At 35.0% G+C, this 14428-nt stretch carries 14 protein-coding genes; 13 read left to right on the top strand and 1 reads right to left on the bottom strand.

The window, feature by feature from the left end:
* The first annotated feature begins 78 nt into the window (after positions 1-78).
* The 4 genes from FDM27_RS10000 (at position 79) to FDM27_RS09985 (ending at position 5555) form a co-directional block, all read left to right on the top strand.
* On the top strand, positions 79-432 hold the full coding sequence (locus FDM27_RS10000; protein ID WP_140486163.1) for a hypothetical protein: 354 nt from the start codon (positions 79-81) through the stop codon (positions 430-432).
* Between the two features lie 203 nt (positions 433-635).
* Complete coding sequence (locus tag FDM27_RS09995; RefSeq protein ID WP_140486161.1) at positions 636-2891, top strand: TonB-dependent receptor; 2256 nt, start codon at positions 636-638, stop codon at positions 2889-2891.
* A 114-nt stretch (positions 2892-3005) separates the two neighbouring features.
* The gene (locus FDM27_RS09990) at positions 3006-5120 is read left to right on the top strand and encodes a prolyl oligopeptidase family serine peptidase (protein ID WP_140486158.1); all 2115 of its coding nucleotides are present in this window, start codon (positions 3006-3008) and stop codon (positions 5118-5120) included.
* A 120-nt stretch (positions 5121-5240) separates the two neighbouring features.
* Complete coding sequence (locus tag FDM27_RS09985) at positions 5241-5555, top strand: HPF/RaiA family ribosome-associated protein (protein ID WP_140486155.1); 315 nt, start codon at positions 5241-5243, stop codon at positions 5553-5555.
* 74 nt (positions 5556-5629) lie between these two features.
* Here FDM27_RS09985 and FDM27_RS09980 read toward each other — a convergent pair whose 3' ends face one another.
* On the bottom strand, positions 5630-7213 hold the full coding sequence (locus tag FDM27_RS09980; RefSeq protein WP_140486153.1) for a murein L,D-transpeptidase: 1584 nt from the start codon (positions 7211-7213) through the stop codon (positions 5630-5632).
* Positions 7214-7530: 317 nt separating this feature from the next.
* Here FDM27_RS09980 and FDM27_RS09975 point away from each other — a divergent pair, with 317 nt between their 5' ends.
* From FDM27_RS09975 to FDM27_RS09935, 9 genes are all read left to right on the top strand, one after another.
* Entirely contained in the window at positions 7531-8895 is a 1365-nt protein-coding gene (locus tag FDM27_RS09975; protein ID WP_140486151.1) for an ammonium transporter, read from the top strand.
* Positions 8896-9000: 105 nt separating this feature from the next.
* Positions 9001-9678 carry a tRNA (guanosine(46)-N7)-methyltransferase TrmB gene (gene trmB / locus FDM27_RS09970; protein ID WP_071184066.1) on the top strand — a complete coding sequence of 226 codons (678 nt, stop codon included), beginning with the start codon at positions 9001-9003 and terminating at the stop codon, positions 9676-9678.
* 36 nt (positions 9679-9714) lie between these two features.
* Positions 9715-10350 carry a LysE family translocator gene (locus FDM27_RS09965; RefSeq protein WP_071184065.1) on the top strand — a complete coding sequence of 212 codons (636 nt, stop codon included), beginning with the start codon at positions 9715-9717 and terminating at the stop codon, positions 10348-10350.
* A gap of 180 nt (positions 10351-10530) precedes the next feature.
* Positions 10531-11685 (top strand): helix-turn-helix domain-containing protein, encoded by a 1155-nt coding sequence (locus FDM27_RS09960; RefSeq protein WP_140486149.1) that lies wholly within the window; start codon positions 10531-10533, stop codon positions 11683-11685.
* Positions 11666-11998 (top strand): MGMT family protein, encoded by a 333-nt coding sequence (locus FDM27_RS09955; protein WP_140486147.1) that lies wholly within the window; start codon positions 11666-11668, stop codon positions 11996-11998. The genes FDM27_RS09960 and FDM27_RS09955 overlap by 20 nt, the downstream gene beginning before the upstream one ends.
* 182 nt (positions 11999-12180) lie before the next feature.
* Positions 12181-13308, top strand: coding sequence for an Mrp/NBP35 family ATP-binding protein (locus FDM27_RS09950; RefSeq protein WP_140486145.1), 1128 nt, complete (start codon positions 12181-12183; stop codon positions 13306-13308).
* A 14-nt stretch (positions 13309-13322) separates the two neighbouring features.
* On the top strand, positions 13323-13562 hold the full coding sequence (locus tag FDM27_RS09945; RefSeq protein ID WP_026712465.1) for a NifU family protein: 240 nt from the start codon (positions 13323-13325) through the stop codon (positions 13560-13562).
* 72 nt (positions 13563-13634) lie between these two features.
* Entirely contained in the window at positions 13635-13952 is a 318-nt protein-coding gene (locus FDM27_RS09940) for a 2Fe-2S iron-sulfur cluster-binding protein (protein WP_071184061.1), read from the top strand.
* Positions 13953-14061: 109 nt separating this feature from the next.
* Positions 14062-14424 (top strand): S-adenosylmethionine decarboxylase family protein, encoded by a 363-nt coding sequence (locus FDM27_RS09935; protein WP_140486143.1) that lies wholly within the window; start codon positions 14062-14064, stop codon positions 14422-14424.
* The last annotated feature ends 4 nt before the right edge of the window (positions 14425-14428 follow it).

Below are 14428 nucleotides of genomic sequence, written 5' to 3'. Positions count from 1 at the left end.
TTTTTTACAAATTATTTTGAAAAGCTAATGTTTGTTTTACTCATTAGGATTTTTTATTTCCACCGCTTAACTTTGCAAATGATGAAAAGAAAACAGCTTCTATATAGTTTTACTCTGGCAGCGGCGGTATTGTTCTCGATACTGTTTCAGTCTTTTCACGGTTACGAGCATTTAGAAAAACAACTTTCGCATAAATTCTGTGTTCACAATCCTACACAAAATAAAGCCGAACTGACCCACCAGCACAAGGTATTTGAACAATGTGCTGTTTGTCATTTTGAATTTGGGAGCAGTCTTTGTCCTAAATTTATAAGTTACCATTTCTTTTCTGATTTTAGGGCAATCCCTTTTTTCAGTAAAGAACAAAAAGAGATTATTTTTTTTCCGGGGAGTTTGTATGCACTCCGGGGACCTCCTCAAAGTATTGTTTAATACTATTACTTTTAAAATTACCGCGAAAATCTTTTGTTTTCACCATTAAGAAATTAAGGGAGTTAAGATTTTATTCTTAATGAAACTTAAAAACTTAATGGTTTAGAATATTACAATGGTTTATGTTGTAATTAAAGTCAATTCTAATTTTACTTTCTCCTGTTTTAATTAAAACGGGATGAAATAAACAATACAATCATTTCATGAAAAAATATATAATTGCCCTATTCTTGGGTTTTTCGGCTATGCTGCAAGCTCAAAATGCAGTTTCAGGAACAGTAACTGATGTTTCAAATCAGCCTATAATTGGTGCTTCAGTTTATATTCCGGAATTGCACAAAGGAACAACTACTGATGCCGATGGGAAATTCGCTTTTAAAAATTTACCCAACGGAAGTTTTAGAATTGTTTTTTCGTATGTGGGTTTTAAGACCGTAAATCAATGGATAGAAAAACTCACTAAAAACACCGTTGTCAATATCCGCATGGAAAATGCGGTTCTTGAGATAGACGAGGTGATTGTTTCTACTCCTTTTAACAAAATGCAATCACAAAACGTAATGAAAGTGGAGCACGAAAGCATTGAAAGTTTACAACAAAAAGGAACTTCGACTTTAATAGAAGGACTGGCAACTATTCCCGGAGTTTCACAAATTGCTACAGGAACTTCAATAGGTAAACCTGTGATTCGTGGTTTGAGTGGCAACCGGGTTTTAGTGTATTCACAAGGCGTTCGTATCGAAAATCAGCAGTTTGGAGCAGAGCATGGTTTGGGATTAAATGATGCCGGAGTCGAAAGTGTTGAGGTTATCAAAGGCCCGGCTTCGCTGTTGTATGGTTCGGATGCAATGGGAGGAGTTTTGTATTTTAATCCTGAAAAATTTGCCGACGCTCATACTTTTAAGGCTAATTTTAACCAAAAATATTTCAGTAATACGCTGGGAAGTAATGCTTCCATGGGAGTGAAAACATCAACGGATAATTGGAAGTTTTTAGCCAGAGGAACTTACAATACGCATTCGGATTATAAAATTGGACAAGGAGATCGGGTGACTAACAGTCGCTACAATGAAACCGATTTTAAAACCGGAATTGGATATAATAACAGCAAATTTTCTACTGTTGTTCGATACAATTTTAACAAATTGGATTTAGGTATTCCCGAGGAAGGTCTGGCTGAACAAACTTACAGTAAAGATCCTGAATCTCCTCGTCAGGAAGTGGATAATCATTTGTTGAGTTTGAATAATGTGATTTATTTTGGGCATTCAAAATTAGATGTCGATTTAGGTTATATTTCTAATAATCGTATGGAATTTGAAGATGGCAATGAGGCTTCTTTGGATATGCTATTGAATACGTACAATTATAATGCTAAATACCATTTGCCTAAAATGGGACAGTTTGAGGCTGTTTTAGGAGTTCAGGGAATGCACCAAACCAATAAAAATTCGGGTGAAGAATATTTGATTCCGGATGCGACTACGAATGATTTTGGTGTTTTTGGAACAGTGAATTATGAATGGGGAACAAGTGTTTTGCAGGCAGGATTGCGTTTTGATAATCGTAATTTGAATTCCCTGGCACATGAAGCCGGAGAGGAAGAACATCATGAAGAAACTGAGGAAGAGCATGAAGAACACGAACATCATGGAGGAGATATTGATGCTTTGAGTCGATCTTTCAACAGTATTAATGCTTCATTAGGATACAAAACAAATCTTTCAGAAACCTTGGTGCTACGCATGAATGTAGCTTCGGGTTTCAGAGCTCCTAATTTGGCCGAGTTGACTTCTAATGGGGTGCATCATGGAACGAATCGTTACGAGATAGGAAATGCTAATTTGAAAACGGAACAAAATGTACAAACGGATATTAATTTAGAGTACGGAAATACACATTTTGAGTTTTTTGTAAACGGATTTTACAATCACATTAATAATTATATTTATACTTCGCCTACGGGTGAAATTATGGATGACAGTGATGTTTTTGCCTATGTTCAGGATAATGCCAGATTGTATGGAGGCGAAGTAGGATTGCATTTTCATCCGCATCCGTTGGATTGGTTGCATTACGAAACCAGCTTTGAAACCGTTACCGGAAAAAAAGATAACGGCGATTATTTGCCTTTAATTCCGGCTAACAATTGGAATAATACCATCAGAACCGAATTCAAAATTAAAAACTGGTTCGAAGAAGGATTTGCCAGTTTGAATGTTAATACTACTTTCAATCAGGATAATGTGAGTGGTTTTGAAACTAGTTCAAACGGCTATACTTTGGTGAATTTAGGTTTTGGAGGAAAAATAAAATGGAATAAAACCGCGTTGAATGTTAGTTTAAACGGGAATAACTTATTTGATAAAAAATACATTGCCCACCTTTCCAGATTAAAAACCGATGGGATTCCTAATATTGGACGAAATATTGTCTTGGGAATGAATTTTAATTTGTAAAACGTTTTTTTACCGCAAAAAATATTTACCGCAAATTCGCAAATTAAAATTTTTAATCTGTGAATCTGCGGTGTTTTTATCCCTATTTTTGTTTGAATCAATAGTGAGAATACTATGCGAAAAACAATTATTATAACCACCATTATCAGCTCCATAATGACATCATTTGCCCAAAAATCAAAGCCTATTCAATATCCGGAAACCAGAAAAGACGCAACGGTAGATGATTATTTTGGAACCAAAGTCAAAGATCCCTATCGCTGGCTTGAAGATGACCGTTCGGCTGAGACAACTCATTGGGTAATTGCCCAAAATAAAGTAACCAATGCCTATTTAGACCAAATCCCGTTTCGAAATCAATTGAAAGAAAGACTGGAAAAATTGTGGAATTATGAAAAAATCAGTGAGCCTTTTATCGAAGGAGATTTTACTTATTATTTCAAAAATAACGGGCTGCAAAATCAATCGGTTTTATACCGAAAAGACAACGCAGGTAAAGAAACCGTTTTCTTAGATCCGAATACTTTTTCTAAAGAAGGAACCACTTCTTTGGGAGAATTTGCTTTTTCTAAAGATGGTTCAAAATTGGCCTATTCCATTTCCGAAGGTGGCAGCGATTGGCGAAAGGTGATCATTTTAGATGCTTTGTCTATGCAGGTTTTAGGAGATACTCTGGTTGACGTTAAATTCAGCGGCTTGTCCTGGAATGGTAATGAAGGCTTTTATTATTCGAGTTATGAAAAGCCCAAAGGCAGCGAATTATCGGCTAAAACCGACCAACATAAATTGTACTTTCATAAACTGGGAACTGCTCAAAAAGAAGACAAGGTTATCTTTGGCGAAAGCCAAAAAAGAAGGTATGTAGGTGGAAGTGTTACCGAAGATAATCGGTTTTTGGTAATCACGGCGGCAACTTCGACTTATGGAAATGAATTATACATTCAGGATTTGTCAAAACCAGAAAGTCCTATTGTGACTATTGTTTCCGATTTTAATAGCGACAATACCGTTATCGATAATGAGGGAATGAAGTTATTGATTGTAACCGACAGGAATGCGCCCAACAAGCGAATTGTAACGGTAGATGTTACTAATCCAACACCCGAAAACTGGAAAGATTTAATTCCCGAAACGACTCAGGTTTTACAACCAACAACTTGTAGCGGTTATATTTTTGCCCATTATATGAAAGATGCGGTTTCTGTGGTAAAGCAATACGATTATTCAGGGAAATTTTTGCGTGAAATTGAGTTGTCAGGACCGGGGACAGCGGATGGTTTTAGTGGCAAGAAGAAAGACAAAATGGTGTATTATTCGTTTACCAATTATATTACTCCGGCAACTATTTTTGCATTAGAACCGAATTCCGGGAAATCAATGCTGTATCAAAAATCGAAAGCCCAATTTAAAACAGAAGATTATGAATCGAAACAAATATTCTACACTTCGAAAGACGGAACCCGGATTCCGATGCTGATTACCCATAAAAAAGGATTGAAACTTGATGGCAAAAATCCAACTATTTTATACGGTTACGGCGGATTCAATATTAGTTTAACGCCAAGTTTTAGTATTTCTAATGCAGTGTGGATGGAAAACGGAGGTGTATTTGCCGTGCCTAATTTGCGTGGCGGTGGCGAATACGGAAAAGAATGGCACGATGCAGGAACGCAAATGCGAAAACAAAATGTGTTTGATGATTTCATTGCCGCAGCCGAATATTTAATTGCCGAAAAATATACGTCTTCTAATTTTTTGGCGCTACGTGGAGGATCTAATGGCGGTTTGCTGGTAGGTGCTGTAATGACCCAACGTCCGGATTTGGCTAAGGTGGCTTTGCCGGCTGTGGGTGTTTTGGATATGTTGCGTTACCATACTTTTACCGCAGGTGCCGGTTGGGCTTACGATTACGGAACGGCTCAGGATAGCGCAGCAATGTTTGATTATCTCAAAGGCTATTCGCCTTTGCACAATATAAAAGAAGGAGTGCAATATCCCGCAACGCTTGTTACTACAGCTGATCATGACGATAGAGTAGTACCGGCACATAGTTTTAAATTTGCTTCCGAATTGCAAGCCAAACAATCCGGAGAAAATCCTGTTTTAATCCGTATCGATGTAAAAGCCGGTCATGGTGCCGGAAAATCAGTCACAGCAACCATACAGGAAAATGTCGATATTCAGGCTTTTACTTTGTTTAATATGGGAATTACTCCATTGTCTAAATAATATTAGGAGTAGAGTGAGTGCTTTTTCTTGTAAAAAAGAATCATAATGTTTTATTAATTCATTCGTTTTTTAGATTGTGGTTGGTTAATTTAGGAGAAATAATTATAAATAAAACAGACTATGAAAATCCAATTTAATACAGACAAAAACGTAGAAGGTCACGAGAGAGCAGAAGCTTATTTTGCTAGCGAATTAGAAACAGCATTAGCCCGTTTTGAAGAAAAAATCACTCGTATCGAAGTGCATTTTGGCGATGAGAACAGTGCCAAATTTGGAGTAAACGATAAACGTTGTTTAATTGAAGTGCGTCCTGCAAAACTTCAGCCTGTTGTAGTTACAGAACATGCCGATAGTGTTGAGAAAGCATTTAGAGGGGCACTTGTAAAAATCAAAAAAACGCTCGAAACTACCTTTGAAAAACAAAAAGTACATTAAAAAACGATTTAAGATAAAATACAAAAGACGGTTACTCTAAAAGTAGCTGTCTTTTTTTATGCTGAAATATGAAATCATTTATCAAACAACATCGAAGCCAGTAATTCATCTCTTTTATAAATGTCATTGTAAAAATGAATCGTTCCGTCATTATCAACCCAGGCGGTGAAATAGCCAATATATACAGGGATTTTTTCTTTTAAGGTGAGCCAGCTTTCTTTGCCGCTGTGCATTGCCGAATCAATTTTTTCAGGTGTCCATTCGGGGTTGTCTTTTAGGATTTCGATAGCTAATTCTTTTGGCTTTGCCACACGAATACAACCATGACTAAAGGCTCTGGTTTCTTTTTCAAAAAGATTTTTAGAAGGCGTGTCATGCAGGTAAATATCATTCGAATTGGGGAATAAAAATTTAATCAATCCCAGAGAGTTTTTAGAGCCCGGTTTTTGTCTGATGTTGTTGCCGTTCCATTCCATGTTGTGTTCGGCTAAATAATTGGGGTTTTTAGCTATGGCCGGAAGAATTTCGTTTTTTTTAATACTCGTAGGTACATTCCAGTACGGACTAAAAACGATGTATTTCATTGGAGCACTAAAAATAACAGTTTTGTTCAGGATTTTGCCCACCACAACTTTTGAACGCAAAACCACCTCCTGATTCTTAAAATACGACAATTGAAAAGAAGGGATATTAATAGCAATTAATTCTTTGGATTTTGGAATATCGCTCGAAACCCATCTGCAGCGTTCCATATTAATCATGATGGTTTTAATACGTTCGCTGATGGGAATGTTTAAATCCTGAATCAATTCTTTTGAAATAATATTGTTGGTCAGATAGCCTCGTCTTAGTTTGTAATTTAAAATGCCCTTAGATAATTCCGTATCATAAACAGGACTTCCCGAATTGGATTTAAGGTCTTCGGAGAGAAATAGTCGTTTTCTAATGTCGGCAATAATTGCAGCACTATCGCCAATTTTGTATGAAGCAACCGCAGTGTCAATTGTAATTGAGTTCCAGCCGCCTTTTTTTTCTATTTGGCGGTATTTATGAAGGGCTTTTTTAAGCAAAGAATATTGACCGATTAGATTTTTTTCGTCCTTATTGATTAAAGTAGGATTGGTTAACAGCGAATCCAGATAGTTAATGTAAGATTGCTTTTTTCGGGGGATATACCATTCGGCCTCTTTTGATTTATCGGTATCCAGACCATGGTAAACATTCATTACATAGAAAAAATACAGCGAAGAATGCAACAGTTCGGTTTCAATATTGGGTTTTGAGTTTCCATTTAAGCTGTTGTGAATTCCATCAAATTTGGCTTTATAAGGTACATTGATGGCAACGCCTTCTTCTTCCAGATTGTTGGTTTTGTCGTATAAAAGGTTGGCAAATTCGTTGATGCCATTTTTATCAAACCAAATGTAATGGTATTGGTGTTTTTGATAGAGTTTTTTTACCTCCGGTTGGTATTCTTTTAGTTTGGGATAGGTTTCAAAGAAATCGTTAATAGCCGTGCTGTCAAAAGTAGTCTCGTGTTCCTCAATTACAGCAAGAGGCTGGATGTTTTCATTTTGTTCCTTTGCGTTTTTACAGGATAACAATGTGGAGAAAACAAGCAGTGTAATAATTGAAAAATTGAAAACTATTTTTTTCATGTAGCAACTTTTTAGGTTAATACTGTGATGCAAAACAGAATAAAGAGTTCTTGTTTTATGAAAAATTACAACTTTTTTTTCAAATTTTAGAGTTAGAAATCTTTTTTGTTTGATTTTTCTAAAAAACGGAAAAATATTTTTCTCATTGAAAAGATTGAAAATCTTTAAAATTGATAATTTTTTTAAACAAAATTGTCTCTGCTATGTTAAAATAAGGTTATTTGTTACGGACTTACTTATTTTAGGGGTATGGATGTTATAAATATAAATTATTTTTAAATTTGCCCCGAATTTTAATGGGTTAAAGCTAAAAAAATATGAAAATCGAGAAACGTTGGATCATTTCTTTTGTAATTATTAGTATTGTTTGTATTTCAGGACTTTTTTGGGAAGTGCCTTTAGAACCTAAAGCTGTTCATTCACAATTTGGAACAACTGACCAAATTGTTGCTGCTGATGTTGCCTGGATGCTTACCTCCTGTTGTTTGGTGTTGATTATGACACCGGGTTTGGCTTTCTTTTATGGTGGAATGGTAGGGAAGAAAAACGTAATTTCTACGATGTTGCAAAGCTTTATCTGTATGGGAGTTGTTACATTAATATGGGTTGTGGTTGGATTTAGTCTGGCTTTTGGAGAACCCCTTGGCGTTCAGATAGGAGACGGTTTTTACAGTTTTGTAGGTAATCCGGCTACTTTTACTTTTATGGATTTTGTGGGGGTTTTGCCTCATAAAGCTATTGCTAAAACAGTTCCGTTTATGCTTTTTGCTTTGTTCCAAATGAAGTTTGCCGTTATTGCTCCGGCTATCATTACGGGTTCGTTTGCTGAGCGCGTTCGTTTTATTTCGTATCTGCTTTTTATCTGTTTGTTTAGCATTTTTATTTATTCTCCTTTGTGTCATGCGGTTTGGTATCCTACTGGGATTTTAGGCTCTTTCTTTGGTGTTAAGGATTTTGCAGGAGGAACTGTAGTACACATGAGTGCAGGATTTGCAGCTTTAGCAGGAGTTTTGGTTTTAGGAAAAAGAAAAAATAATAATCATGTGCCAACGAATATTCCTTTTGTTTTATTGGGAACAGGAATGCTTTGGTTTGGTTGGATTGGTTTTAATGCGGGATCTTCCATGGAGGCTAATGGTGTTGCAGCCATGGCTTTTGGAACAACCACTACAGCTTCGGCAGCAGCTATGTTGACCTGGATATTTTTTGACAGAATCAATGGAAGAAAAGTTTCAGCTCTTGGTGCTTGTATCGGGGCAGTGGTAGGATTGGTATCTATTACGCCGGCAGCTGGTTATGTAACGGTTCCGGAGAGTATGTTCTTTGGTTTTATTGCTGCTTTGGTTTCTAATAATGTGGTGTATTCTAAATATTTAAAAGGAATTGATGATACCTTGGATGTTTTTGCCTGTCATGGTGTAGGCGGAATTATGGGAATGATTTTGACGGCTATTTTTGCTCATGGTGAAGATGCCAGTTTGTTGCACGGTGGCTGGGGAGTTTTTGGACATCACATGACGGCCTTGATGCTGGTTTCTATTTATACTTTCTTTGGAGCTTATTTGTTGTTTAAAATTACCGATAAGATTATTCCAATGCGTGTTTCGGAAGAATCAGAAAGTATGGGATTGGATTTATCACAACATGATGAAACCTTATTTCCTATTGAGTGCGCTGATTAGGTTGTTTCTAAGTTCAGTTTATAGGCTCGGGCAAGTTTTTATTTTGTAAAAGCTTGCCCGAGGTCTTATTTATTTGATTAATTTTGCGCAAATATTTAAAAAACAGTGGGAAGTAAAAATAAATTAAAGCGATTTAAGGAGAACGAGACATTTAATAACGTTTTTCAGCCAACAAGAGAAGAAGTAGTAGGTAATTTGTTTCCTTTAAGAGGGAAATGGAATACTGATTTCTTTAAAAATGATAATCCTGTAGTGTTAGAATTAGGTTGTGGAAAAGGCGAATATTCTGTTGGTTTAGCCGAGAGATACCCTAATAAAAACTTTATCGGAATTGATATCAAAGGAGCGCGTTTTTGGCGTGGTGCTAAAACTGCTGTAGAAACAGGCTTGCATAATGTTGCTTTTGTTCGTACTCAAATCGAATTGATTAATCATATTTTTGCCGAAAACGAAGTAGATGAAATCTGGATTACTTTTCCGGATCCTCAAATAAAATACAAACGTACCAAACATAGAATGACTAATTCTGAGTTTTTGCAGTTGTATAAAAAAATCCTTAAAAAAGATGGTGTAGTCAATCTTAAAACCGATAGTGAATTCATGCACGGTTATACTTTAGGATTGCTTCATGGTGAAGGACATGAGGTATTGTATGCTAATCATAATGTTTATGTAAACGAGGGAAGTCCTGAGGAAGTGACTGCTTTTCAAACTTTTTATGAGAAACAATATTTAGAAATTAATAAAGCAATCACGTACATTCGGTTTAAAATTAAAGAGTAGTTCTCGGGAATTTCAAAACCTTTTATAAACTTTCCTATGAACTTAATTATCTCCCTTTTTTCTGGTTTTATTTCGGCTTTCATAGGAATTACTCCTCCTGGTTTGCTTAATATGACAGCGGCCAAAGTGAGTATGAAGGAGGGAAAACGCAATGCTTTTTGGTTTGTTTTAGGTGCGGTATTGGTTATTTTTTGTCAGGTCTATATTGCGGTTTTATTTGCCCGAATTATTAATGCCCGACCTGATATTATCTTGTTGTTGCGTGAAGTAGGCTTTGTGATTTTTACCGTTTTAACGGTTTATTTTTTGTGGATTGCTAAGCAGCCAAAATTAAAACAGCCCAAAATTAAGAAACACAGTCAAAAGAAGCGTTTTTTTATGGGAATGCTGCTTTCGGGACTCAATTTTTTTCCTATTCCTTATTATGTTTTTGTAAGCATTTGGTTGTCGTCTTATGCTATTTTTTCTTTCGATTTTACTTCTGTCTCAATTTTTGTGAGTGGAGCTGTTTTAGGTTCTTTACTTGTGTTTTATTTTTATATTGGTTTTTTTAAAAAAATAGAAAAGAAAGCCGATTTCATTCTTAAAAATATGAATACAATTATTGGAGGTATTACCGGATTGGTTTCGGTGATTACTTTAATTAATATCCTGGAATATTATTTGGGATAATTAGTTTGTTATATCATTCAATTGAATTGTTTTGCAGTATTTTACGTATTGAAAATAATGTAAATAATTCCAAATCATCCTTTTTTTAGGTTATATGTCGAATGTTTTTTTTGCGATTGATAAGAAAGTTGGATAATTGTATATCTTTATTTTTTTATCCTAAGTAAATTGTAGTCAAGTATGTTTTTAAGTCTTGTGTTTTTTGTAACAGGATTGTTGGGTTTTCTGACTTTTACTGTTGTGGCTGCGCAATATCAATGGAACAGAAAGGTGAATATTTATCTTTTAATTTTACTTTTAGCCGCCTCATTTCGGTTTTTCTTTAACGGAATTCATATTTTGATTCCTTTTCCAATTGATGAAAATATTGGGATGTTTTTCAGGTCTTTCGGTTGTGCTGTTTTTCCTTGTATTTATTTGTATTTCAAAAATTTAATAGAGGATAAAAAAAAACCATCTCATGTTGATTTATTTCATTTTGTAGTGCCGTTATTATTTGGTTGTTCGATTTTTTGGATTCGTGAATACGCTCCTTTTTTAGTGTTGTATTATTATTTTTTGTTTGCAGGAATTGCATTGTTCTATTTGTTTTTAAGCTATGTAGTACTGAAAGATAAATTTTGGACACAGGAACTGCAAGGTAGTAGCGATAATCAACAGGAGTTGCTGATTCGAAATTGGGCATTCTTTTTTTTCGTTGTTTGTGTATTAATAATATTGCGTTTAGTAATTACACTTTTCTTTGATTTGTGGGTTGCGACTTATTCGGATGGGGAAACCTGTTTGTGGATTACAGCTGTAGTAGCTAGTGTTTTGTTTTTCAAAATTTTATTGACTGACGAAAACTTGCTTCATTTGGCTGTAAAAAGGGATGTTAAGGTAAAATTAGCCTTAGTTTTTGATGATTTTTGGATTTTGTCTAAGCCTGTTTCGGTTGATACTGAGGATTTGAAACTTAAGTATATTGTCGAGACAAAATTATTGATCTATCTTCAGGAAATGGAGCGAATGGCTTTGAAGCAATTATATTTTAGAACTCCATCAGTTTCTTTAAGTGATTTTGCGGTTAAATTAGATATTCCTAAGAGCCATTTGATTTATATTTTTAAGTATCATGCCAATGTTAGTTTTGTAGAATTTAAGAGAATTGTTCAAATTTATGATTCTATTGATTTGATAGATGAGGGTTATTTACAATCAAAAACATTGCAATCATTATCTAAAAAAGCGGGTTTTTCTTCCTATGATCCTTTTTTGATTAGTTTTAAAGAAGTTACAGGAGTGATTCCGCAGGAATATGAAAAAATAAATTATAATGGATTCAAATCAGACTAATTTTTTTGAGCGAGTTTATGAGGTGGCTAAGCAAATTCCATATGGAAGAGTAACTTCTTATGGTGCTATAGCAAAATTTCTAGGTTCTGCCCGCTCGGCAAGAATGGTGGGTTGGGCTATGAATGCATCGCATGCAATGGAAGATGTTCCTGCACACAGAGTTGTTAATAGAAAAGGTTTGCTTACAGGTAAATTTCATTTTGACGGAACTAATTTGATGCAGCAATTATTAGAAAGTGAAGGTTTGAAAGTAGTTGATAACCAAATAGTCGATTTTGAAAAATACTTTTGGGATCCGGCAGATAAAGATTAGTCTGTTTTGATGATAAAAATCACAGTAAAGTACTTAATAGTTAGAACTAATTTGGCTATTAATAAATCCAATTTAAATCCTTTAAATTAAGAACTTAATCTCTTATCTTTGCAATCTCAAATCAGTTTAAATAAATACTTGTTTTGACTGAGATTAGCAATTGAAAAACAGTAAACTTAGTAATGAAATTAGATAGAAAAGAAATTCTGAAAGCCCTAGAAACAATCACTGTTGCGGGAGAAGGAAAAAATATGGTAGAAAGTGGTGCTGTTACTAATGTAATCACTTTTGGCGACGAGGTGGTGGTTGATTTAGTTTTGGGTACACCGGCAATGCACATAAAAAAACGTGCAGAGGACGATATCAAAAAAACAATTCACGATTTAGTGAACGCCGAAGCTAAGGTTAAGGTAAATATTAAGGTAGAAGTTCCGGAGAAGCCTGAAATTAAAGGGAAATCAATTCCGGGAATTAAAAATATTATTGCTGTAGCTTCTGGAAAAGGAGGAGTAGGAAAATCTACTGTTACAGCAAACTTAGCAGTTAGTTTAGCTAAAATGGGATTCAGTGTTGGTGTTCTTGATGCCGATATCTATGGTCCATCTATGCCAATTATGTTTGATGTAGAAAACGAGAAACCAATTTCGATTCTTGTTGACGGAAAATCAAAAATGAAACCTATTGAGAGTTATGAGATAAAATTGCTTTCAATCGGGTTTTTTACTTCGCCAAGTCAGGCGGTAATCTGGAGAGGGCCGATGGCTTCTAAAGCTTTAAACCAGATGATTTTTGATGCCGATTGGGGAGAATTAGATTTTATGTTAATCGATTTACCTCCGGGAACAGGCGATATCCACTTGTCAATCATGCAATCACTTCCGGTTACCGGAGCAGTTGTAGTGAGTACACCTCAGGCTGTGGCTTTGGCTGATGCTAAAAAAGGAGTTTCTATGTTCATGTCAGAAGCGATTAACGTACCTGTACTTGGAATTATAGAAAATATGGCTTACTTCACACCTGAAGAATTGCCTAACAATAAGTATTATATCTTTGGTCAGGAAGGAGCAAAAAATCTTGCAGCAGATTTAGCAGTACCATTTTTAGGTGAAGTACCAATTGTTCAATCTATTCGTGAAGCGGGAGATTACGGTCGTCCGGCAGCTATGCAAACAGGTTCAGTAATTGAAACTGTTTTTGAAAATATTACACGTAAAGTAGTTGAAGAAACGGTAAGCCGAAACGAAAATTTACCTGCTACCGAAGCAATAAAAATTACTACTATGGCTGGTTGTTCAGCAGTAAAAAAATAATTTAATAAAAGAAAATGACAACAGAAGAATTAACAATCGAAGTTCAAAAAGCACTTGACGAAATCAGACCTTTTTTAGAGTCAGATGGTGGTAATATTACCCTTATCTCTATTGAAGAAGATAAGCATGTAAAAGTGCGTCTTGAAGGTGCTTGTACTAATTGTAGTGTGAATCAAATGACGCTTAAAGCGGGTGTTGAGACTACTATTAAAAAGTTTGCTCCGCAAATAGAAACTGTTGTAAATATCTTGTAAGGCTAATTTAGTCTTGGATTATTTGCTTAAACTGTTATATTCTTAAAATCAATCAATTCCAAATAGTGAAAAATGGATGTATTAATAAAAATTAAAGATAGAGAAGGAGTTGTTCACGAATTACAGGCTCCTACGGATATGGCTATGAATATCATGGAACTTTGTAAGGCTTATGAATTGCCTGTAGAGGGAACCTGTGGAGGAATGGCCATGTGTGCTTCTTGTCAGTGTTATGTTTTAAATGATGTAAGTTTGCCTGAAATGGGAGAAGATGAAGAAGCAATGCTTTCTGAAGCTTTCTATGTGAAGTCAAATAGTCGTTTGGGTTGCCAAATTCCAATCACAGTTGACTTAGAAGGTCTTGAGTTAGAATTAGCTCCTGAGAGTTAATAAATGATTCTTATATAAAAAAAATGTCCCAAATAATTGGGACATTTTTTTTTGTAATATAAATGCCATACATTCGTAACCTTTTAAGTAAATCAATTGATGTTTTTAAATGAATTCAAATTCGTATTCCCCAGGTTTACATAAGCTAGTTACTCTTCAGGTTGATAATATTCAAAAACTTACCGACAGCAAAGGATATATAGCTGTTACAAATAAAATTTTGAATAGATACGGATTAGAACAAGTAGGTGTTATTGTGCATGATTTTGATAATAGTAGCTTTACTATTTCAGTTTGTTTAAAAGAATCACATATTTGTATTCACACTTGGCCAGAATTCAATCAGTTAACTTTGGATGTTTATTTGTGTAATTATCTTCAGGATAATACTCAAAAAGTAAAAGATGTTACAGAGCAGTATATATCCTATTTTGAAGGAACTGTTTTGAAAGATTTTGAAATTAACAGGTAATGTT

The sequence above is a fragment of the Flavobacterium sp. GSA192 genome, assembly GCF_006386525.1.
Taxonomy (GTDB): Bacteria; Bacteroidota; Bacteroidia; order Flavobacteriales; family Flavobacteriaceae; genus Flavobacterium; species Flavobacterium commune.
This window is presented reverse-complemented; position numbering and strand designations above follow the sequence as displayed.

Coding starts and splice junctions, on each gene's coding strand:
- FDM27_RS10000 (WP_140486163.1), top strand. CDS start 79: ATGATGAAAAGAAAACAGCTTCTATATAGTTTTACTCTGGCAGCGGCG.
- FDM27_RS09940 (WP_071184061.1), top strand. CDS start 13,635: ATGGATGTATTAATAAAAATTAAAGATAGAGAAGGAGTTGTTCACGAA.
- FDM27_RS09990 (WP_140486158.1), top strand. CDS start 3,006: ATGCGAAAAACAATTATTATAACCACCATTATCAGCTCCATAATGACA.
- FDM27_RS09975 (WP_140486151.1), top strand. CDS start 7,531: ATGAAAATCGAGAAACGTTGGATCATTTCTTTTGTAATTATTAGTATT.
- FDM27_RS09985 (WP_140486155.1), top strand. CDS start 5,241: ATGAAAATCCAATTTAATACAGACAAAAACGTAGAAGGTCACGAGAGA.
- FDM27_RS09965 (WP_071184065.1), top strand. CDS start 9,715: ATGAACTTAATTATCTCCCTTTTTTCTGGTTTTATTTCGGCTTTCATA.
- FDM27_RS09950 (WP_140486145.1), top strand. CDS start 12,181: ATGAAATTAGATAGAAAAGAAATTCTGAAAGCCCTAGAAACAATCACT.
- FDM27_RS09995 (WP_140486161.1), top strand. CDS start 636: ATGAAAAAATATATAATTGCCCTATTCTTGGGTTTTTCGGCTATGCTG.
- FDM27_RS09935 (WP_140486143.1), top strand. CDS start 14,062: ATGAATTCAAATTCGTATTCCCCAGGTTTACATAAGCTAGTTACTCTT.
- FDM27_RS09945 (WP_026712465.1), top strand. CDS start 13,323: ATGACAACAGAAGAATTAACAATCGAAGTTCAAAAAGCACTTGACGAA.
- FDM27_RS09980 (WP_140486153.1), bottom strand. CDS start 7,213: ATGAAAAAAATAGTTTTCAATTTTTCAATTATTACACTGCTTGTTTTC.
- FDM27_RS09955 (WP_140486147.1), top strand. CDS start 11,666: ATGGATTCAAATCAGACTAATTTTTTTGAGCGAGTTTATGAGGTGGCT.
- FDM27_RS09960 (WP_140486149.1), top strand. CDS start 10,531: ATGTTTTTAAGTCTTGTGTTTTTTGTAACAGGATTGTTGGGTTTTCTG.